Genomic DNA, 18,813 nt, shown 5'->3' on the forward strand with positions numbered 1-18,813 from the left:
TCCAAAAAGCAAGCCGCCCCTGACAGATGTGAAGGGGCGGACTAGGGCGCGACGGTCAGGCGGTGGTACAACCCGGCAGCCGCAGAAAAAATAAGAACGGGATTCTCGCAGAAATGCGGCGTCTGCGGGAAAAAATATCACCCGAAAGCGTCACAAGCGTACGCTAGCGTGACGCAACGGTGTGACAGGGGTATTACAGCAACATTCTGGCTATCAATATAACCTTATCAGGCTTTGCGTTGCAGCGTGACAAAGGCGTAAGGCAGGCCGGATTTCTCCGAAACATGGGCCTCGCGCGCGGTTTCTTGCCACACGGCATGGTCAACGGCAGGGAAAAACGCGTCGCAATCAAAGGTCTGGCCGATTTCCGTGATGATCAAGCGCTGCGCCAGGGCCAGCGACTGCCGGTAAATCTCGGCGCCGCCGATGACGTAGCCTTCGGCGCCATCGAGCAGGGCGATGGCCGCTTCCACCGACGGCACCGCTTCCACGCCCTCATGGCCCCAGTCGGCATTGCGCGTGATGACGATGTTGCGGCGGTTCGGCAGCGGCCGGCCGATGGAATCGAAGGTCTTGCGGCCCATGAGGATGGGGTGGCCCGTCGTCAGGCGCTTGAAATGCGCCAGGTCTTCCGGCAGTTTCCACGGCAAGGTGTTGTTGATGCCGATGCCGCCTTGCTGGTCGGTGGCGACGATGATGGTCAAATGGCTCATTGCTTCTGTCAAAGTAGTTGGGGCATGGCCCGATGCCCGTCATTATCGTTGAAATTGCCGGCAGCCTCCAGATGCGCACGCATGGCGTCGGCCAGCGGACCCGGCGCTTCCAGCGGAATCATGTGGCCGGTGTTGTCTTTTAGTAAGTGCAGGGCGGCTTGCGGCAGGCGGGCGGCCATGGCGCGCAAATCGTCGGGATGGACGAGCTTGTCGTCTTCGGCACCCACGATCAGCACGGGACAGCTGAGTTCCGGCAGGCGCGCCATCAGGTCGGGGCGATCGATCGTGGTGAGAAATTGCGCCAGCAGCACGTCCTTGCCCAGGTCCAGGCCCATTTGCTGGATCAGGCCGGTGATGGCGGGATTGTCCAGGTGCGACGGGTGCAGCAATTCGCGCAGGCGCTGGCGCGTGATGCCCCCATAGACATTGCGCTCGAGCATGGCGACGATGCGCTGGCGTGTTGCGATTTCCGCCGGCAGCAAACCTTTGGCCGAATTGGCGATCAAAGTCAAGGACTGCACGCGTTGCGGCTGCGCCAGCGCGTGTTCGAGCGCCAGGTAGGCACCCAGCGAAAAGCCCACCAGGTGGGCTTGCGGCGCACTGTGGCTGGCGATGATCGATTGCATCTGCGCGCGCGTGCGCGCCTCGTGCAGGGGCACGTGCCGTAGATCAAAGACGCCGCCCAGGGCGGGCGCCAGGCGCGACCACAGGCGTTCGTCGCACAGGGTGCCGGGGATGCAGTCGAGTTGTATCTTATTCAAGGACATCCCGGGTTCAGGTCGCTCATGAGGGGGAAAATTTTCGTCGAGCGGCATTATCCGTCATTTTGCGCATCGGGGCGGCCGTACGGTATTTTCCGCATGGCATTATTTTCAATAGTGCGCGGCTGACAAGCAGGAACTTTATGGTAGGCTCATGGCTCATCAAGCCGGCGTGCCGGCGACGTGAGCTGAAACACCGAATACAACCCACACATTAAAGAGGAATTACCATGGCGATCAGTTTGCAAAAAGGCGGCAATGTCAACCTGAGCAAGGAAGCTCCTGGCTTGAAGAAAATCGTGATTGGCCTGGGCTGGGACCCGCGCGCCACCGATGGTGCCGCTTTCGACCTGGACGGCAGCGCCTTCCTGTTGAAAACGGATGGCAAGGCCCGCTCCGATGCTGATTTCATTTTTTATAACAACCTGAAATCGGCTGACGGCTCCATCGTCCACGCGGGCGACAATACCACGGGCGGCGGCGACGGCGACGACGAGAAAGTCGCCGTCGACCTGGCCAACGTACCCGCCGACATCGACAAGATCGCCGTGGCCGTCACTATTCACGATGCGGAAAACCGCAAGCAGAACTTCGGCATGGTGGGCAAGGCTTACATCCGCTGCCTGAACGGCGACAACGGCGCGGAAATCGCCCGCTACGACCTGTCGGAAGACGGCTCGACGGAAGCGGCCATGATCTTCGGCGAAATCTACCGCGCCGGCAGCGAATGGAAATTCAAGGCCATCGGCCAAGGTTTCAAAGGCGGCCTGGGGCCACTGGCACGCTCCTTTGGAATTAATGCGTAATCAGCAATTTTTTGCGTAAATGTGCCGGGTGGCATCGCTGCCCGGTTCTGTATCCCCCTTCTTATCTACCCTGATTCCATGGAAAACCTGATCAAAGGGCAGCGCCTGGCGCTGTCCGGCCTCGTCACGGGCAACGTCGTGCAACTGGGACTCGCCAGCGCGGGCGTGCCGCTGGATTTTGCCTGTTTCGGCCTCGATGCCGCCGGTAAATTGTCTGACGACCGCTACATGACTTTCTTTAACCAGCCGCGTACGCCATGCGGCGGCGTGGAAACGGCCGCGCCGTCCGGCGATGCTGCCGGCTTCAGCTATCAGCTGGAGCGCTTGCCTGCCGCCATCGAGCGCCTCGTCGTCACGGCCGCCATCGATGGGGCGGCCACCATGGCGCAGCTGGGCAGCGGCTACCTGCGCCTGCTCGACGGCGGGCGCGAGCTGGCCCGCTTTGCGTATGCGGGATCTGATTTCGCGCAAGAAAAAGCCGTCATGCTGGGCGAGTTCTACCGCAAGGACGGCGGCTGGCGCTTCATGGCCGTGGGCCAGGGTTTCAATGGAGGACTCGACACCCTGGTCGCGCATTTCGGCGGCGAAGTGGCGCAGGCGGACGCGGCACCGGTGCCGGCGCCCAAGATTTCCCTGTCGAAGATCTCGCTGACCAAGGCGGGGCAGACGCACAAGGTGTCGCTGGAAAAGGGCGCGGGCGCACCGAACAAACTGACCGTCAAGGCCACCTGGGTCGACAACGGCGATGGCGACGACGATAACGACGACCTTGATTTGCGGGTCGGCATCCTCTTGCCGAACGGCCAGATGCGCTTCATCCAGGCGCCGGACACGGCCGGGAACTTCGACCGCATGCCTTTCGTGCGCCACCTGGGCGACGTGGCCGGTGCGGCGGGCAAGGAACCGGCCACGGAAACGGTGGAAGTCAATCCTGCGCTGGCGCAGCATTACGGCGGCACGGTGGGCCTCGTCTTCAGCGTGTACTCGGCGGTGGCCAATGGCGCCGTTTCCGTCGCCTCCATGCGGCCGAAGATGGTCATGCAGTATGGCCAGCAGATCGTCGAGTGCGACTTCGATTTCCGCCTGTCCAAGGCTGCCGACGACGATTCCGTCTACACCTATGTGATCGGCATGGCGCGCGTCACGCCCGACAGCATCATCCTCGAGCCGTCCGGCAAGACGTCGGAGCCCGGCAGCGAAGCGACGCCGTGGCTGAGCTGGCAGGGCGAGAACCTGCAACTGGCCTTCAACGGTCCCGTCGTCTTCAAGGGCGAGGACAAGGAAGACGAAGAAGATTGCAACGCGGACAATCCGCGCCGTTACATTGTCTAGGAGATACTGATGGAAACCTTGAGCAAGGGTCAGCGCTTGCCGCTGGCCAATCTCGTTCCCGACGGCGTGCTGGACATCGGCGTCGCCGCGCAGGGCCTGGCGCTGGACGTGGCCTGCTTCGGCCTCGATGCCGGCGGCAAATTGTCCGACGAGCGCTACATGACCTTTTTCAACCAGCCGCGCACGCCGTGCGGCGGCGTGGAAGCGCGCGCGGGCAGCGGCGGCGACATGGCCGAGTTTGCCTTGCAACTGGCGCGCTTGCCGGCCGGAATCGATCGCCTTGTCGTGACGGCCTCCATCGATGGCGGCGGCGTGATGTCGCAGTTGCAAGCCGGCCACGTGCGCCTGCAGGCGGGCGGGCGCGAGCTGGCACGCTTTGCCTTTGCCGGGTCTGATTTTGCGCAAGAAAAAGCCGTCATGCTGGCAGAAATTTACCGCAAGGATGGCGGCTGGCGCTGCATGGCCGTGGGCCAGGGTTTCAATGGGGGACTCGATGCGCTGGTGCAGCATTTCGGCGGCGAAGTCGACCAGGCAACCCCTGCCGCTCCTGCCGCGGCGGCTTCGGCCGTCATGCTGGCGAAGATCAACCTGGAAAAGCGCGTCGAACGCGAGGCGCCGCAACTGGTCAGCCTGGTCAAGCAGGCGGGCGTGTCCCTGCAAAAAGTGGGTCTGCTTGACCACCGCGCCAAGGTCTGTCTGTGCCTCGATATTTCCGGCTCCATGGGACGGCTATATAAAGAGGGGCTGGTGCAGCGCTTTGCCGAGCGCATCCTGGCCCTGGGCTGCAAGTTCGACGACGATGGCGAGATCGATGTTTTCCTGTTCGGCAAGAACGTCCACCATCCGGCACCGATGGCCTTGAGTAATTGCAATACCTATGTGGGCCAGGCCATACAGCGCCATCCGCTCGAGGGCGACACGCGCTACGGCGCCGCCATGCAGGCGATCCGCGCGTTTTATTTTCCTGATGCCCGTGGCGGCGAGCGCACGCGGCCCGTCGCAGCCGAGCTGCCCGTGTACGTGATGTTCGTGACCGATGGCGGCACCAGCGACCAGGCGACGACGGAAAAGCAATTGCGCTGGGCGAGTAACGAGCCCATCTTCTGGCAATTCATGGGCATCGGCAAGGGGCGCAAGTCGAAAAGCAAGTTCCTCGCCGCCTTTGCCGATTCGGACTTCCCTTTCCTGGAAAAGCTCGATGAATTGCAGGGGCGCCTGGTCGACAATGCCAACTACTTTTCCGTCAGCTCGCCCGACGAGCACAGCGATGCGGAACTGTATGATTTATTGATGACGGAGTATCCGGGCTGGCTGAAACTGGCGCGCGGCAAGGGCTTGCTGAGGTAACGTAAAGATAGCGCAAAGGTCATCGGATGAGGCTGTACAGCCACAAGTGCAAGAGATTTGTAAATTGAAGTAAATAACAATGGTTCGCATTTGCTTTGCTCCTTGCAATCGTGGCATGCTTGAACCGTGCCCACACATGTGCTCTCACGCTGCGGCGTAGTGCCTCATCCGTAGCGTCTCGATGATCTTTTAGCCAAATGCATAAACTTCTTTTCCATTGCCTGGCGGGCGGCAGCCTGCTCGTCTCCGGCGCCGCTGTCCAGGCGCAAACCGTCACCGGCGACAATGCCGTCAAGCCGGCGCCGGCCGCCGGGTCTCCGCCTTCCGTCAGCGTGACGGCCGAACGTCCCACGGGCCGCATCGACCGGCAAGTCTACGACGTCAAATCCGACGTGGGCAGCAGCAATGGCACGGCGGCCGATGCCTTGAACAATGTGCCGTCGGTGGCCGTCGATCCCGATGGGTCCGTGTCCCTGCGCGGCAGCAGCAATGTGCAGATATTGATCGATGGCAAGCCATCGGCCATGCTGCAGGGCGATTCGCGCGGCGCCACCCTGAACGCCATGGCGGCCGACGATATCGAATCCGTGGAAGTGATCAACAATCCCGGCGCCCAGTTCGGCAACGAGGCCGGTGGCGGCCCGATCCTGAACCTGGTGATGCGGCGCAACCGCAAGCCGGGCGGTTTTGCCACCGTCAACGCGAATGCGGGCATCGCCGGACGCTACAACAGCTCCGTCTCCGGCACCTATAACGAGGGGCCGTGGGGCTACCAGGGCGGCATCAATGTGCGCCATGACGGCCGCAATTCCGTGGCCGAGGTCAGCCGCGAGCGCCTGGAGCGTGGCACGGGCGCGTTCGCCCCCAGCAGCCAGCAGTCCACCAGCAATGGCTTGAACGACTCGCTGGGCTTGCACGGCACCGTCAATTACAACCTGAACGCCAACGATACCCTGGCCGCCAGCGTGTCGTATAACGGGCGCAGCAACGACCAGCGCTCGCTCGACCGCTACATCAATGGCGACAGCACGGGCAGCACCATCGGCGACTATGTGCGCAGCACCGTGCGCAACGGCGACAGCCGCAACTACAGCTGGGGCGCGCGCTACGATCACAAGGGAGAATTGCCGGGCGAAACCCTCAAGATCGACTTGCGCGTGTCCTCGTCAACCAACGAGAGCGACAGCGATTACGCGAATACCTACGCGGTCGCGCCCGTGAATGCCTTCGACAGCCGCGCGCGCCAGCACAGCGAGACGGGCAACCGCATCGTCGACTTCAGCGGCGACTACGAGCGTCCGCTGGCGGGCGGCACGGCAAAGCTCGGCTACAAGCTGGCCGACAACCAGAGCAGTTTCGACACTTTATATACCGACATCAACCCGGCCAGCCTGCTTGCCACCGTCAACCCTATGCGCAGCAACCGTTTCGAGCTCGACGAGCGCACCATCGCGCTGTACGGCTCCTACCAGATGCGCCTGAGCGAGCGCTGGGGGCGCTGGCCGGCTTGCGCGCCGAATACACGGACTTGAACGTGCGCCAGATCACCAGCGGCGTCGAGGCCGGCAACAACTACATCAACTACATTCCCAGCCTGTTTGCCACGTATAAGGTCAGCGACGAGAGCAACTTGCGCTTCAGCTATGCGCACCGCCTCCGCCGCCCCAGCGCGGGCGACCTGAACCCGTACGTGATCTACCGCGACGAGTTCAATGTGTCGGCCGGCAACCCGAAGCTGAAACCCACGCAGACGGACTCGTTCGAGATCGGCTATGAAACGAAATTGTTTGGCCTGGAAAGCAGCTTGCGCGCCTACCACCGCCGCGACACGGACGCCATCGTCGATTACCGCTATTTCATCAGTGACAATGTGCTGCTGACAACGCGCGAAAACGGCGAGGGCAGCCATTCGAGCGGTCTGGAGTTCAGCGTCAGCGGCAAGCTCACGCCATCGTTGACCCTGAACACGAGCGGCAATCTGGCGCGCAGCCAGCAGACCAGTTCCGACGACCTGGGCAACCGCAGCACGCGCACGGCGAATGCCCTGAGCGGCCGCGCGCGCCTCAATTACCAGATCAATCCGGCGAACCAGCTGCAGCTGGCCCTGCAAATGCAAGGCAAGATGCTGTCGGGACAGGGCTACCGCTCGCCGAACAATACCTTGAACGTGAGCTGGCGCCACACGGTGACGCCGCAATTGAGCCTGGTCATGAATGTGACCGATGTGTTCAGCAGCAACAAGATGGAAACCGTCATCAACAGCGCGTCCCTGCGCGAGACGAGCACGCGGCGCTTCGATGGACGCATGATTTATGTGGGGCTGTCGTACCGCCTGGGCGGCGCCAGCTCGGCGGCGAAAGAGGGTGAGCGGGAACCGCGCTTCGGTCCGCCGGGCGGACGGGGGCCGGGCGGACCCGGTGGTCCAGGCGGTCCCGGCCAGGGCGGGCCGGGAGGCGAAGCAGGCTAGGCCGCTGCCGCTATCTCGTTCAGGAAGTCGATGAAACTGTCCGCATGGCGCTCGAAGCGCCATGCGCCCATGCCGTGTTCGGCCGTGTACACGGGCGCATCGCCGCCGGCAATGGCGCCCAGGTCCAGGCAATACGGATCGGCGCCCGCGTCGGCAATCACCAGGTACTGTTCCGGCCAGCCGGCGATGGCGGCGCTGCTGACGGTATCCCAGGCATAACCGTGCTGGGCCTTGACCAGCTCGGCCGCGCCGTACAGGCTCAAGCCCTGGAAATACTGTGGGCTGTCGATCAACACCCGCAGCGGCGAATGGCAAGCGAGGAAGCGCCGGTACTGCTCCGGCAAGGCCCAGCGCTGCGCGATGCCGGCCATGTCGGCGGCGCTGGCGATGGTCAGCCAGTTCGATGGCTGCGCCAGGTCCTGCTCCTTTTTGCGCCGGGCCGCCAGTTTTTCTCCAGCCTGGCGGCAGCCTTTTCCAGCGGCGTGCGCGGCTCATCGAGCGCCGCGTGGGTGGCGGGCGCCGCATGGCCTGCGCCATCCGGGTAGCCGTCCGCTTGCCAGGCCAGCACGGCGTCGAGCGGCAGGCTGTCGGGCTTCCAGTGGCCGGGGTCATGCGGCAAACCCGTATCGAAAGGCTGGCGGCTGAAGACGGCCAGGCTTTTCACGGCCTTGGCGCGTACTTCCAGGCGCGCGGCGCCGGACGCTGCCAGCGCCACCAGCGGCGCATAAGCGTCCTTGCCTGTGCTTTTCAGCATGCCATCGACGGCCCGGTAGGCCAGTTCGGGCTGCGTCAATGCCCATGCAAAAAATGCCGTCTGTTCATTGGCTTCCGCCAATTGCACGATATCGCTCATCAGGAAGGCGCGCCAATGCAGCAACTGGCCTTCCCTGGCGTAGGCGGTCAGGATGGCGAGCACGGCTTGCCGCTCGTCGGCAGCATGCTTTTTCAGCAGCCGGTCTTTCAGGCTGGAAAACTTCACGCCGTCCGTTTCGTCAAACAGCTTGCGGTGCAACGCCGCCAGCGGGGCGACCGCCATCAGACGGCCATCGCCGCCTTGATCGGCGCATGGTGTTCATAGCCTTCCAGCGAGAAATCCGACGGCTCGATCTTTTCCAGCCATTCCGGCTCGTACTTGCCCGTCTTGGCGTAGTCGGGCACGCGGTCGGAAATGACAAACTTGGGCGCCGGGAACGGCGTGCGCTTCAATTGTTCTTCCACCATGTCGAGGTGGTTTTCATAGATGTGCGCGTCGCCGATGAAGTAGGTGAACCAGCGCGGCGTGTAGCCCGTCAGGCGCGCCACCAGGTGCAGCAGGGCCGCGCCTTCGGCGATGTTGAACGGCGTGCCCAGGCCGATATCGTTGCTGCGCACATATAGACACAGCGAGATTTCGCGCGTGCTGGCGTTCGGGATGAACTGGTACAGCAAATGGCAGGCGGGCAGGGCGACGGCATCCAGCACGGCCGGGTTCCAGCCGTGGAACAGGATGCGCCGGCTGCCGGGATTGGTCATGATGGTGTCCAGGCACTCGCGCAGCTGGTCGACGGCCTTGTACAGCAGCACTTTTTGCACACCGTCCTCGACGATGGGGGCGACCAGGGCAAAACCGTTCGCTTGCGCATCGGCGATTTGCGCGGGCTGGTCAGCGTCCAGCAGCTTGTACGCGGGCCACTGGCGCCATTGCACGCCGTACACGGGACCGAGGTCATCCTCGCCTTCGCGGTAGGGGTTGGCCAGCCATTGCGCGTTTTCATTGGCGTTCTGGTCCCACACCTTGCAGCCCAGCGCGCGGAACTCGGCCGCGTTGCGCGAGGCGCGCAGGAAGGCGCACAATTCGCCGATCACGGATTTGAAAGCCAGTTTCTTGGTTGTCACGGCAGGGAAATTGCCGTTGGCCAAGTCGAAACGCATCATGGCGCCCGGCACGCTCAGGGTGCGGATGCCCGTGCGGTTGTCTTGCCAGCTGCCCGTTTCGAGCACGGTCTTGATCAAATCTTGGTATTGCTGCATGTATTTCTCCAACGGTAAGGATGGTGATTGTAACGCAGGCGCGACAGGCGGGCTGCGGGCCGCACACTTAATTACGCGGCCGGCTTACCTGCAAACATGACTCTGTGGTAATTTGTGTGTCCTTGAAGAAATACACAGAAACGGCAGATGCTGCACCATGTTCTTGCGACAATTTGTAAATAATAATAACGCCGCCGTGGTGGAGATGAGCAGGGCCGATTTTCTCAAGGCCAACCTGCGCCTGATCCTGGCCTGGCCCTTGCTGGGGCTGGTCCTGTGCGCGGTGCTGTGGACGGCCACCCTGCTGCAGCTGGAGGCGGAAAAGAAGGTGGCGCAGCAGCAGGCGCTCGACAGCGTCTCCTCGCAGGCCAAGGCTTACAGCCAGTACCTGCTGCGCACCCTCGAGCAGATGGACCAGCTGACCTTGCAGCTCAAGTATGAGTGGGAAAATTCGCGCGGCCGTCTGCGCCTCGACCAGTTGAAGACGCAGGGCATGTATGCCTTGCCGCAATTCGCCATCGTCGCCATCCTCGACCGCAAGGGCCATCCCGTGACGGCTACGGCGCCGCTGCAGCGCTTGCGCGTCAACGAGCGCAGCGATTTTTTGCTGCGCCACTGGCGCAGCAATTCCAGCGCGCTGCGCATCGCGCTGGGCAAGGCCAATGCCGCCAGCGAGGCGGCAACCCTGGGCGCCGGCGAAAGCCTCGTGCATTTCACGCGCCGGCTGGAAGACGAGGATGGCAATTTCGATGGCGTGCTGCTCATCTCCATCCATTCCAGCTATTTTTCCGAATTCTATAACAGCGTCAATTTCGGCAAGTTCGGCATGTCCGCCATGGTGGGCGAGGAGGGCGAGCTGTTCAGCACGCGCCTCGGGTCGCGCGTGCTGCCGAGCCAGAGCGGCGAGGGTACGCCGTTTCTCGACACGAGCTTTCTGGAAACGGAGAGCGGCGCCCTGCATTCGGGCGGCAGGATCGCTTTTTCCGACAAGCAAAGCCGCTATGTGGGCTGGCAGGCGCTGAAAGCCTATCCGTTTACGGCCGTGGTCGGCCTGTCGGATGGCGAGATGCTGCACCCCTACGAAGAAACGCGCACCATTTATATCGGCATCGCGCTGGCCGTCACCGTGCTGCTGCTGGCTTTTGCCGCCGTCGCCACCATGCTGTCGCTGCGCCTGGCGTGGCGCCACCACCAGTCCGAAGGCGTGCGCAATGCCTACCGCATGGCCACCGAAGGCACGAGCGACGGCTTTTATATCATCGCCGCCCTGCGCGGCACCGATGGCAGCATCCTCGACTTCGAGATCGTCGACTGCAACGAGCCGGGCGCCGGTTATTTTGGCGTGCGGCGCGAGCAATTGCTGGGCATGCGCCTGCAGTCGCGCGCCCACGAGCCGTATTTCCGCGACCTGATCCACAATTACCGGGCCGCCATGGAGTCCGGCTTTTCCGAGGAAGAGATCGAGCTGCCGGAAGGTAACCCGTTCAAGCTGCGCTGGATACGCCGGCGCCTGGTGCGCAGCGGCGACCGCCTGGCCGTCACCCTGCAAGACATCAGCACGGCCAAGGAGCACGAGCGCGACTTGCGCCGCCTGGCCAACGAGGACGGCTTGACGGGGCTGCCCAACCGCTACTGGCTGCAGCAATTCCTGCCCGGCGCCCTGGGCCGCGCCGCCATCGCGCGGCACATGCTGGCGCTGCTGTTCATCGACCTCGACGGCTTCAAGGATATCAACGATACGCAGGGCCACGCCGAGGGCGACAAGGTGCTGCGCGCCGCCTCGCTGCGCCTGAAGGCCGTGCTGCGGCCGGGCGACCACGTGGTGCGCCTGGGCGGCGATGAATTCGTCGTCGTGCTCGACCCGGTGGAGGACGACAGCCGCGCCGAACAGGTGGCGCAGCGCATCGCCATCGCCTTCGACGAACCGTTTTACCTGGGCAGCGAGCGCCACAAGATGGGCGCCTCGATCGGCATCAGCCTGTATCCGCGCGATGGCGCCGAGACGGAAGTGCTGCTGAAGAACGCCGATATCGCCATGTACGCCGTGAAAGTGGCGGGCAAGGGCCATCACCGCTTCTTCCAGCCCGAATTGTTCGAAACCATCCGCAACCGCCGCGAACTCGAGCAAAGCCTGGTGGCGGCGCTGGAGCAGGACCAGTTCCTCGTCGTCTACCAGCCGCGCGTCGACGCCATGAGCGGGCAGCTGTGCAGCATGGAGGCGCTGGTGCGCTGGCACCACCCGCAGCACGGCATGGTGCCGCCGCTGGAATTCATTCCCGTGGCCGAGAGCAGCGGCCTCATTTCGCAGCTGGGCGAAGTCGTCATCGAGAAGGTATGCCTGCAGATGGCGCGCTGGCAGGCCAGCGGGCTGGAACTGGTGCCCGTGTCCATCAACGTGTCGGCGCGCCAGTTCGGCCGCGGCGACGTGCACCAGGTGCTGGCGTCGGCGCTGACGCGCCACCGCATCGATGCGCGGCTGATCGAGGTGGAAATCACGGAATCGGCCATGATGGATGAACAGAACCGTGCCGTGGAGCAGCTGTCGGCCATCCGCGCGCTGGGCGTGCGTCTGCTGGTCGACGATTTCGGCACGGGATACTCCTCGCTGTCGCAGCTGCAGAAATTCGCCATGGATGGCTTGAAGATCGACCGCGCCTTCACCATGGAGCTGGGCCGCTCGGAGCAGGGCGAAGTGTTCGTGCGCGCCATCCTGTCGATGGCGCATGCGCTGGGCATGAGCGTGGTGGCCGAAGGGGTGGAGACGCGCGAGCAGCTCGACATCCTGCGTACGCTGCAGTGCAATGAAGTGCAGGGCTATTTCATCTCGCGCCCCGTGCCGGCCGAACAGATGCTGGCGCTGATGCACCAGCGCTTCCTGATACCGCTGCCAGCCCCGGCGCTGGCACTGTAAAACGTCGTGACTGGCGTGGAAAACAACGCCGTTTCATAAAAAGAGCGAACGTTCGCTTTTTTCTAAGAAATATTATATGCTTCGCTCATGCCGTCAGTGAATTGGAGTTCACGGCGGCAAGAACAGTGCAGGACGGGTGAGGTTGAGCTACCCGGGACAATGTGACGAAGACACTTCATATAATAAAGAGAGACCAACTTGAAACATAAATATCTGCCCCTCCTCATCGCCGTCGCATGCGCCGGCTTCGCATCCACCGCCCAGGCATCGGGCTACCGTTTCGGCTCGCAAAGCGTTTCCGCCCAGGGCACGGCCGATGCCAGCGGCGCCGAAGCGGCCGACGCCTCGACCATTTTCTATAATCCGGCCGGCATGTCGCGCCTGGAAGGCACGCAATTCGTGGGCGGCGGCACCCTCGTGGTACCGCATTCGACCTACACGGATTCGGGTTCGAAGCCTTTCTTCCCGGGCAACCGCACGCCTTACGCGGCAACCAAGGACTACGCGCCGGATGCCGTGTTTGCGCCGGCGCTGTATGCCAGCAAGAAAATCAATGAGCAGTGGACCGTCGGCGCTGGCCTGTTCGTGCCGTATGGCGCCAAGCTCGACTACGGCAACGACTGGTTTGGCCGCTATGCGATCACCAATATCAAGCTCGAAGCCATCGCCCTGAATCCTTCCGTCTCGTTCAAGCTGGACCAGCACCACTCGTTCGGTTTCGGCGTGACGGCCGAATACATGAAGGCGGAACTGGGCCAGGGCGTGGACGTGCCGGGTTCGGTCGCCTACCTGGGCAAGTATGCCCCTGGCGCATCGCAGGCCTTCCTGGCCAATATCGCCAAGACGCAAGGCCTGGCCGCGGCGCAAGCTGCGGGCGCCGCGTTGCAGGGTCCCATCAAGGATGGCCACGCATCGATGGACGGCCATGACTGGGGCTTCGGCTTCAACCTGGGCTACCTGTACCAGCTGAACGAAGGCACGCGTTTCGGCATCGCTTACCGCTCGTCGATTTCGCACAAGCTCAAGGGCAGCACCATCTGGGACTTCTCGCAGGTGACGGGCAACCCGGCCGTGAACGCCTTCATCGCCAAGGCGTCGAACAAGGTCAATTCGGAAGCGCTGGTGGAATTGCGCACGCCGGAAACCCTGTCGATCAATGCCTTCCATCAGATGGATGACAAATGGGCCTTGATGGGCGACGTCACCTGGACCCGCACTTCGCGCCTGCAGAACCTGGACATCCAGTTCCCGCCGACGGCCGAAGGCGCCGAGCGCATCCGCCAGAACTGGAAAGACACCTACCGCGTGTCGCTGGGCACCAACTACAAGTACAGCGAAAGCCTGATGCTGCGCGCCGGTATCGCCCACGACCAGGCGCCGGTCCGCAGCGCCGAACTGCGCCACCCGGCCTTGCCGGACAGCGACCGTATGCAGTATTCGATCGGCGCGAACTGGAAGCTGAACGCCAATTCCTCGATCGACCTGGCTTACAGCTATATCGACTTCAAGGATGCTGAAGTCAACTACAAGAATGACTGCTCGCCCGTCATGACTGGCTGCACCGGCAACGGTGAAACCACCAAGGGCCTGTTCAAGACCCGCATGCAGTTGATCGGTCTCGCTTACAACTACAAGTTCTAAGCAGGTAGTGGCGGCCGACCCGGCCGCCATGAAAGGGAAAAAGCGCCTTCGGGCGCTTTTTTATGCCGCGCCGCACGAAACTTGCTTTTCGAAAAATGTTGATTCATTATTGGAATGAAACCGGATGCAGGTCTGGATGGACATGAAAACCGACAAGGGCATGACATGCGAATTGACATTGATCAAAGCGGCGATGCCGCATTGCTGAAGGCGCCGGCAGGCGCCAGCCCGTGGCCGCCATGCGGCGCCACCCGCGGCGGAAAGGCCTGGCCATGAGCGCCACGTTTCCTGCTTTGCCGCCGACTTTCGTCCGGCCTGGCTTCGGCGACGTGCCCGTCGGTGCGGTGGTCGCCTTTGCCGGGGACAGCGCCGGTGCGCATATCGAGGCGAGCGGCTGGATGCCGTGCGACGGCCGCACGCTGGCCGCCGCCAGCTACCCCGAGCTGTTCGTCGTGCTCGGCTATCTGCATGGCGGTTCGGACGAACAATTCTGCCTGCCCGACTACCGGGGCAGCTTTTTGTGCGGCCACGCTGCCGGTGCTTCCGCGCCGACAGATATCGGCGTCAACTATCTGATCAAATTTACCTACGGTTTGCGGACACGGTAGCCATTCCGGCGTCAATCACGACCCTTTACCAGGAGACCAGGAGCGCGGCATGGCAGATTATCTTCAAGGCATGGATGTATCGGACAATAACGGCGTCATCGGATGGGGCCAGGTCGCCAGGGGCGCGGCGGCGCCGGCATTCGTCTATCTGAAAGCCACCGAAGGCGGCAGCCGGGTCGACAGGCAGTACGCCAGCAACCGCGCTGGCGCCAACGCGCAGGGCCAGTTGTGCGGCGCCTATCACTTCTTCTCGCCCTCCACGCCGGTGGCGCAGCAGGTGGCCAACTTTTGCGGCACGGTGGGCAGCGTCAAGGGCGACTTGCCGCCCATGCTCGATGTCGAACAGCCCGGACTGGCCCAGCCTGCCTATGCGGCGGCTGTGGCGGACTGGCTGCAGCAGGTCGGCGACAGGCTCGGCTGCATGCCAGGCATTTATACCAATGCCAACTTCTGGAGCAGTTGCGTGGGGGCGTTTGCGCCGTTCCTTGCCCATCCGCTATGGATCGCGCATTACACGTCCGGGCCCGGTCCCGCGCTGCCGCCTGGTGCCTCCAGCTACACGTTCTGGCAGTTTGCGGATACGGGCAGCGTGCAGGGTGTCGCCGGACCCGTGGACGTGAGCCGCTTTGCCGGCTCGCTGGCGCAGCTGCGGGCGCTGCGCTGCTGACGCCGGCCTGGCGGGAAGCCGGGGTCTAGATGCGCATGGCCTGGTCCAGCAAGGTCAATGCCAGCCGCACGCTGTCGTCCGGCAGTTCCAACAAGTTGTCTCCCACATACCACTCCACCACGCTGTGCCCGGGCAGGGCCGCGTGGCTGGCGCGGCCGAACAGCCAGATGCCGTGGTCCTCGGCCAGCTGGTTGCGGATGGCGATGGCCCGCTCGCGCGACACGGGCAGGTGCAGGTGCAGCATGTTGGCCTGCGGCTGGGCGGGGTTGACGGCGATCGATGGAAAATCGCGCAGCAGCGCGTACAGCCACTGCGTGCGTTCGAAATACTGCGGCATGGCGGCGAGGCGCGCGTCGAACTGCATGGCGGCGGCCACCACGTAGGGCGTGCGGTGCACGATGTTGCCGCCCTGGCGGCGGAACCATTCGCGCGCCCGTTCCACGAACGGGCGGCTGCCGGCCAGCATGGCGCCGCCGAGGCCGCCGATGCCCTTGTACAGCGACACGTAGACGGAATCAAAACCGTCGCAGATGGCGGGCAGGGGCTGCTTGAAGCCGGCCTGCGCTTCCCACAGGCGCGCGCCATCCATGTGCAGGTGGATGTTGTGCTCGCGGCAATGCCGCTTGATGTCGTTCAAGGCATCCCATGACGGGCGCTGGCCGCCGATCTCGCGCATCGGCAGTTCGACCTGCGCGGCGCCCAGCGCATCGGGCACGGCGCGCAGGTCGTCCGCCGTCCACGGGCGGTGCGGGTCCCCCAGCATCAAGCCCTGGAAGTGATCGAGCAGTTCATGGTTGCCCCGCTCGTGGCGCAGGATGTGCGAAGTCGGATGCAGCGCCACCAGGCACGAGCCCCGGTCCTGGCACGCCAGGCGCAGGGCGGTGACTTGCGTCATGGTGCCCGTGATGCAGAACACGGCCGCCTCGAAGCCGAGCAGGCCGGCGATCTTGTTTTCGAACTGTTCGATCAGCGCGCCTTCGCCATAGGTATCGTGCGCAACGTCGTTGGCCTCGCACCAGGCGGCCATGGCGGCGAAGGTGGCCGCCGGCGTCGGCTGGCGGTGGCCCGGCAGGACGGTATGGCAGCGCTGGCGCAGTTCAAGCTCGTTCACGGTGTTTTCCTTACAGTGTGGCCGTGGCCAGTTTCGCGCCGAAGCCGATGAACATGGCGCCCACGCCGCCGCCCATGCCTGCCGACAGGCGGCGACGGCGGCGGAAGGTCTCGGCCAGGCGGACGCCGACAAAGATGATGGCCGTCAGGTAGGTAAAGCTGATCACCTGGCAGATCAGGCCCAGGCCGATGAAGGACAGCACGGGGTTCGGGAAGGCCGGGTCGACGAACTGGATGAAGAAGGAAATGAAAAACAAAATCGCTTTCGGGTTCATCAGGCTGATGATCAGGGCCTTGCGGAATGGGTCGCTTTCCTTGACGGAGGCAGGCACGGCTGCCGCTTCGCCTTCGGCGGGCGCGGGCGCGCGCAGCTTGCGCCAGCAGCCTATCAGCATCTGCAGGCCGATCCAGCCCAGGTAGGCCGCGCCGATGTATTTCACGACATAGAACAGGGCCGGGCTGGCTTTCAGCAGCGAAGCGACGCCGCAGGCAGACAGCACCATCAGAATCAGGTCGCCGGCGAAGATGCCGAAGGCGCCCTGGTAGGCGGGCCGCACGCCGCGCTGGGCGGCCACGGACAGCACGTACATGGAATTGGGGCCGGGCAGGATGACGATGAAGATGGTCCCCAGTAAGAAGGTCCAGAAATCGGTGATGCCCAGGTTGGCGTGGAAAAGTGCGTTCATGATTATTCCGCTGGATTGAGCTGTACGTGATGGAATTGCAGTGCGGCAAGATTCGCATAGATGCCGCCCAGGGCAACCAGCGACGCGTGCGTGCCCGTCTCGACGATCCTGCCGTCTTCCATGACGATGATGCGGTCGGCCCGCTGCACGGTGGCCAGGCGGTGGGCGATGATGACGGTGGTGCGGCCCACCATGGCCGCCTCCAGCGCCTTCTGCACCAGGCGTTCCGATTCCGCGTCGAGCGCGCTGGTCGCTTCGTCGAGCAGCAGCAGCGGCGGGTTTTTCAGCAGGGCGCGGGCGATGGCGATGCGCTGGCGCTGGCCGCCGGACAGGCGCACGCCCCGTTCGCCGAGGAAGGATTTGTAGCCGTTCGGCAGGCGCTCGATGAATTCGTGGGCGGCCGCCATCTTCGCGGCGGCGATGACTTCCCCGTCGCTGGCGCCGGCGCGGCCGTAGCGGATGTTTTCCATGGCGTCGGCCGAGAAGATCACGGTATCCTGCGGCACGATGCCGATGGCGTCGCGCAGGGTGTGCAGGTCCAGCTGCTTGATGTCTACGCCGTCGAGGCGGATCGTGCCGCTTTGCGGGTCATAGAAGCGTAAAAACAGCTGGAACAGCGTGGTCTTGCCGGCGCCGGAAGGGCCGACGACGGCCACCGTTTCGCCGGCGCGGATGTCGAGGCTGACGTGGTCCAGCGCGTGCGTATCGGGGCGCGACGGATACGAGAACATGACGTCGTCCAGCGACAGCGCGGCGCCGTTCGCGGCGCGCGCGGGCAGCGGCAGCGGCGTGACGGGCGACTCGATTTCCGATTTGACGGCCATCAATTCCAGCAGGCGCTCGGTGGCGCCGGCGGCGCGCTGCGCTTCACCCATGACTTCGGACAGGGCGCCGATGGCGCCGGCCACGATGGAGGCGTACAGGATGAACTGGCCCAGGTCGCCGCCCGTCATCGCGCCTTCCAGCACGGCGCGCGCGCCCAGCCACAAGACAAACACGATGGTGCCGAAGACCAGCAAAATCGCGATCATGGTCAAGAGGGCGCGGGCGCGGATGCGGCGCATGGCCGTCATGAAGGCGTTTTCGACGGAGTCGCCGAAGCGCTTCGATTCGATCTTTTCATGCGTGAACGCCTGCACGGTGGGCATGGCGTTGAGGATTTCGCCGGCCATGGCCGAAGCGTCGGCGATGCGGTCCTGCGAATCGCGCGACAGCTTGCGCACGCGGCGGCCAAACACGATGATGGGCACGACGACGAGGATGAGCAAGCCGATGATGATGCCCGCCAGCTTGGCGCTGGTGACGAACAGCATCACCAGGCCGCCGAGGAACAGCAGCACGTTGCGCAGCGCCATGGAGATACTGGTGCCGACCACGGCTTGTATCAATGTCGTGTCGGTGGTGATGCGCGACAGGACTTCGCCCGTCTGCGTCGTTTCAAAGAATTCCGGGCTTTGCGTGACGACGTGGCGGTACACGGCGCTGCGGATGTCGGCCGTGACCCGTTCGCCCAGCCACGACACGGTATAAAAGCGCGCCGCCGTAGCCAAGGCCAGAACGGACGCCACGCCGAACAGGGCGAGGAACACCAGGTCGACGTGCTCGATGCTTTTCGAGCCGGCTGCGCCGCCGAAACCGAGGTCGATCATCTGCTTGAAGGCGGCGGGAATGGCCAGGGTCGAGGCGGCGGCCACCACCAGCGCGATACCGGCCAGGAAGAACTGCTTGCGGTACGGCGTCAGGAAAGGCATCAA

Annotated in this window: 15 protein-coding genes and 1 pseudogene; 8 read left to right on the forward strand and 8 right to left on the reverse strand. The window is 63.7% G+C overall.

Annotated features, from left to right (window positions below; translation table 11 throughout):
• Positions 1-227: 227 nt before the first annotated feature.
• Together ACRHIG_RS15760 and ACRHIG_RS15765 are read right to left on the reverse strand one after the other, a co-directional pair.
• Positions 228-713 carry a dihydrofolate reductase gene (locus ACRHIG_RS15760; RefSeq protein ID WP_475416441.1) on the reverse strand — a complete coding sequence of 162 codons (486 nt, stop codon included), beginning with the start codon at positions 711-713 and terminating at the stop codon, positions 228-230.
• An 8-nt stretch (positions 714-721) separates the two neighbouring features.
• The gene (locus ACRHIG_RS15765) at positions 722-1,480 is read right to left on the reverse strand and encodes an alpha/beta fold hydrolase (protein ID WP_489627014.1); all 759 of its coding nucleotides are present in this window, start codon (positions 1,478-1,480) and stop codon (positions 722-724) included.
• 224 nt (positions 1,481-1,704) lie between these two features.
• On the opposite strand from ACRHIG_RS15765, the gene ACRHIG_RS15770 reads away from it, so the two are divergent.
• From ACRHIG_RS15770 to ACRHIG_RS15785, 4 genes and pseudogenes are all read left to right on the forward strand, one after another.
• Complete coding sequence (locus ACRHIG_RS15770; RefSeq protein WP_034784423.1) at positions 1,705-2,280, forward strand: TerD family protein; 576 nt, start codon at positions 1,705-1,707, stop codon at positions 2,278-2,280.
• 78 nt (positions 2,281-2,358) lie between these two features.
• A complete protein-coding gene (locus ACRHIG_RS15775; protein ID WP_489627015.1) occupies positions 2,359-3,612 on the forward strand; it encodes a TerD family protein in 1,254 nt (417 codons plus the stop codon).
• Between the two features lie 9 nt (positions 3,613-3,621).
• Positions 3,622-4,959 (forward strand): VWA domain-containing protein, encoded by a 1,338-nt coding sequence (locus ACRHIG_RS15780; RefSeq protein WP_489627016.1) that lies wholly within the window; start codon positions 3,622-3,624, stop codon positions 4,957-4,959.
• 659 nt (positions 4,960-5,618) lie between these two features.
• Positions 5,619-7,426 (forward strand): annotated as a pseudogene (locus ACRHIG_RS15785) (outer membrane beta-barrel family protein).
• On the opposite strand, the gene ACRHIG_RS15790 reads toward ACRHIG_RS15785, so the two are convergent.
• Genes ACRHIG_RS15790 through ACRHIG_RS15800 form a run of 3 tightly spaced genes read right to left on the reverse strand, consistent with a single transcriptional unit; the run spans position 7,423 to position 9,436 of the window.
• Entirely contained in the window at positions 7,423-7,797 is a 375-nt protein-coding gene (locus tag ACRHIG_RS15790; protein ID WP_489627017.1) for an SMI1/KNR4 family protein, read from the reverse strand. The pseudogene ACRHIG_RS15785 and the gene ACRHIG_RS15790 overlap by 4 nt on opposite strands.
• Before the next feature lie 20 nt (positions 7,798-7,817).
• Positions 7,818-8,462 carry a hypothetical protein gene (locus ACRHIG_RS15795; protein WP_489627018.1) on the reverse strand — a complete coding sequence of 215 codons (645 nt, stop codon included), beginning with the start codon at positions 8,460-8,462 and terminating at the stop codon, positions 7,818-7,820.
• Positions 8,462-9,436 carry a thymidylate synthase gene (locus tag ACRHIG_RS15800; protein ID WP_489627019.1) on the reverse strand — a complete coding sequence of 325 codons (975 nt, stop codon included), beginning with the start codon at positions 9,434-9,436 and terminating at the stop codon, positions 8,462-8,464. The genes ACRHIG_RS15795 and ACRHIG_RS15800 overlap by 1 nt, the downstream gene beginning before the upstream one ends.
• Before the next feature lie 157 nt (positions 9,437-9,593).
• Here ACRHIG_RS15800 and ACRHIG_RS15805 point away from each other — a divergent pair, with 157 nt between their 5' ends.
• The 4 genes from ACRHIG_RS15805 (at position 9,594) to ACRHIG_RS15820 (ending at position 15,263) form a co-directional block, all read left to right on the forward strand.
• Complete coding sequence (locus tag ACRHIG_RS15805; protein ID WP_489627020.1) at positions 9,594-12,347, forward strand: bifunctional diguanylate cyclase/phosphodiesterase; 2,754 nt, start codon at positions 9,594-9,596, stop codon at positions 12,345-12,347.
• A gap of 198 nt (positions 12,348-12,545) precedes the next feature.
• Positions 12,546-13,988, forward strand: a complete 1,443-nt coding sequence (locus ACRHIG_RS15810; protein WP_489627021.1) for an OmpP1/FadL family transporter — start codon at positions 12,546-12,548, stop codon at positions 13,986-13,988.
• A 272-nt stretch (positions 13,989-14,260) separates the two neighbouring features.
• Positions 14,261-14,596: a phage tail protein gene (locus tag ACRHIG_RS15815; RefSeq protein WP_475416450.1), complete on the forward strand. Its 336-nt coding sequence runs from the start codon at positions 14,261-14,263 to the stop codon at positions 14,594-14,596.
• 49 nt (positions 14,597-14,645) lie between these two features.
• Positions 14,646-15,263, forward strand: a complete 618-nt coding sequence (locus ACRHIG_RS15820; RefSeq protein WP_489627022.1) for a glycoside hydrolase family 25 protein — start codon at positions 14,646-14,648, stop codon at positions 15,261-15,263.
• 25 nt (positions 15,264-15,288) lie between these two features.
• Here the strand turns inward: ACRHIG_RS15820 and ACRHIG_RS15825 are convergent, their stop codons facing one another.
• Genes ACRHIG_RS15825 through ACRHIG_RS15835 form a run of 3 tightly spaced genes read right to left on the reverse strand, consistent with a single transcriptional unit; the run spans position 15,289 to position 18,810 of the window.
• A complete protein-coding gene (locus ACRHIG_RS15825; RefSeq protein ID WP_489627023.1) occupies positions 15,289-16,374 on the reverse strand; it encodes a threonine aldolase family protein in 1,086 nt (361 codons plus the stop codon).
• A gap of 10 nt (positions 16,375-16,384) precedes the next feature.
• Positions 16,385-17,059: a leucine efflux protein LeuE gene (gene leuE / locus ACRHIG_RS15830; RefSeq protein WP_489627024.1), complete on the reverse strand. Its 675-nt coding sequence runs from the start codon at positions 17,057-17,059 to the stop codon at positions 16,385-16,387.
• 2 nt (positions 17,060-17,061) lie between these two features.
• Positions 17,062-18,810 carry an ABC transporter transmembrane domain-containing protein gene (locus ACRHIG_RS15835; protein WP_489627025.1) on the reverse strand — a complete coding sequence of 583 codons (1,749 nt, stop codon included), beginning with the start codon at positions 18,808-18,810 and terminating at the stop codon, positions 17,062-17,064.
• Between the last annotated feature and the right edge of the window lie 3 nt (positions 18,811-18,813).

The sequence above is a fragment of the Janthinobacterium sp. C22 genome, from assembly GCF_057919405.1.

Bases quoted from the DNA above. Each gene is read 5' to 3' on its own strand.
- leuE (WP_489627024.1), bottom strand. From the start codon at position 17,059: ATGAACGCACTTTTCCACGCCAACCTGGGCATCACCGATTTCTGGACC.
- ACRHIG_RS15760 (WP_475416441.1), bottom strand. From the start codon at position 713: ATGAGCCATTTGACCATCATCGTCGCCACCGACCAGCAAGGCGGCATC.
- ACRHIG_RS15820 (WP_489627022.1), top strand. From the start codon at position 14,646: ATGGCAGATTATCTTCAAGGCATGGATGTATCGGACAATAACGGCGTC.
- ACRHIG_RS15805 (WP_489627020.1), top strand. From the start codon at position 9,594: ATGTTCTTGCGACAATTTGTAAATAATAATAACGCCGCCGTGGTGGAG.
- ACRHIG_RS15795 (WP_489627018.1), bottom strand. From the start codon at position 8,462: ATGGCGGTCGCCCCGCTGGCGGCGTTGCACCGCAAGCTGTTTGACGAA.
- ACRHIG_RS15800 (WP_489627019.1), bottom strand. From the start codon at position 9,436: ATGCAGCAATACCAAGATTTGATCAAGACCGTGCTCGAAACGGGCAGC.
- ACRHIG_RS15765 (WP_489627014.1), bottom strand. From the start codon at position 1,480: ATGTCCTTGAATAAGATACAACTCGACTGCATCCCCGGCACCCTGTGC.
- ACRHIG_RS15775 (WP_489627015.1), top strand. From the start codon at position 2,359: ATGGAAAACCTGATCAAAGGGCAGCGCCTGGCGCTGTCCGGCCTCGTC.
- ACRHIG_RS15815 (WP_475416450.1), top strand. From the start codon at position 14,261: ATGAGCGCCACGTTTCCTGCTTTGCCGCCGACTTTCGTCCGGCCTGGC.
- ACRHIG_RS15780 (WP_489627016.1), top strand. From the start codon at position 3,622: ATGGAAACCTTGAGCAAGGGTCAGCGCTTGCCGCTGGCCAATCTCGTT.
- ACRHIG_RS15835 (WP_489627025.1), bottom strand. From the start codon at position 18,810: ATGCCTTTCCTGACGCCGTACCGCAAGCAGTTCTTCCTGGCCGGTATC.
- ACRHIG_RS15790 (WP_489627017.1), bottom strand. From the start codon at position 7,797: ATGGCCGGCATCGCGCAGCGCTGGGCCTTGCCGGAGCAGTACCGGCGC.
- ACRHIG_RS15770 (WP_034784423.1), top strand. From the start codon at position 1,705: ATGGCGATCAGTTTGCAAAAAGGCGGCAATGTCAACCTGAGCAAGGAA.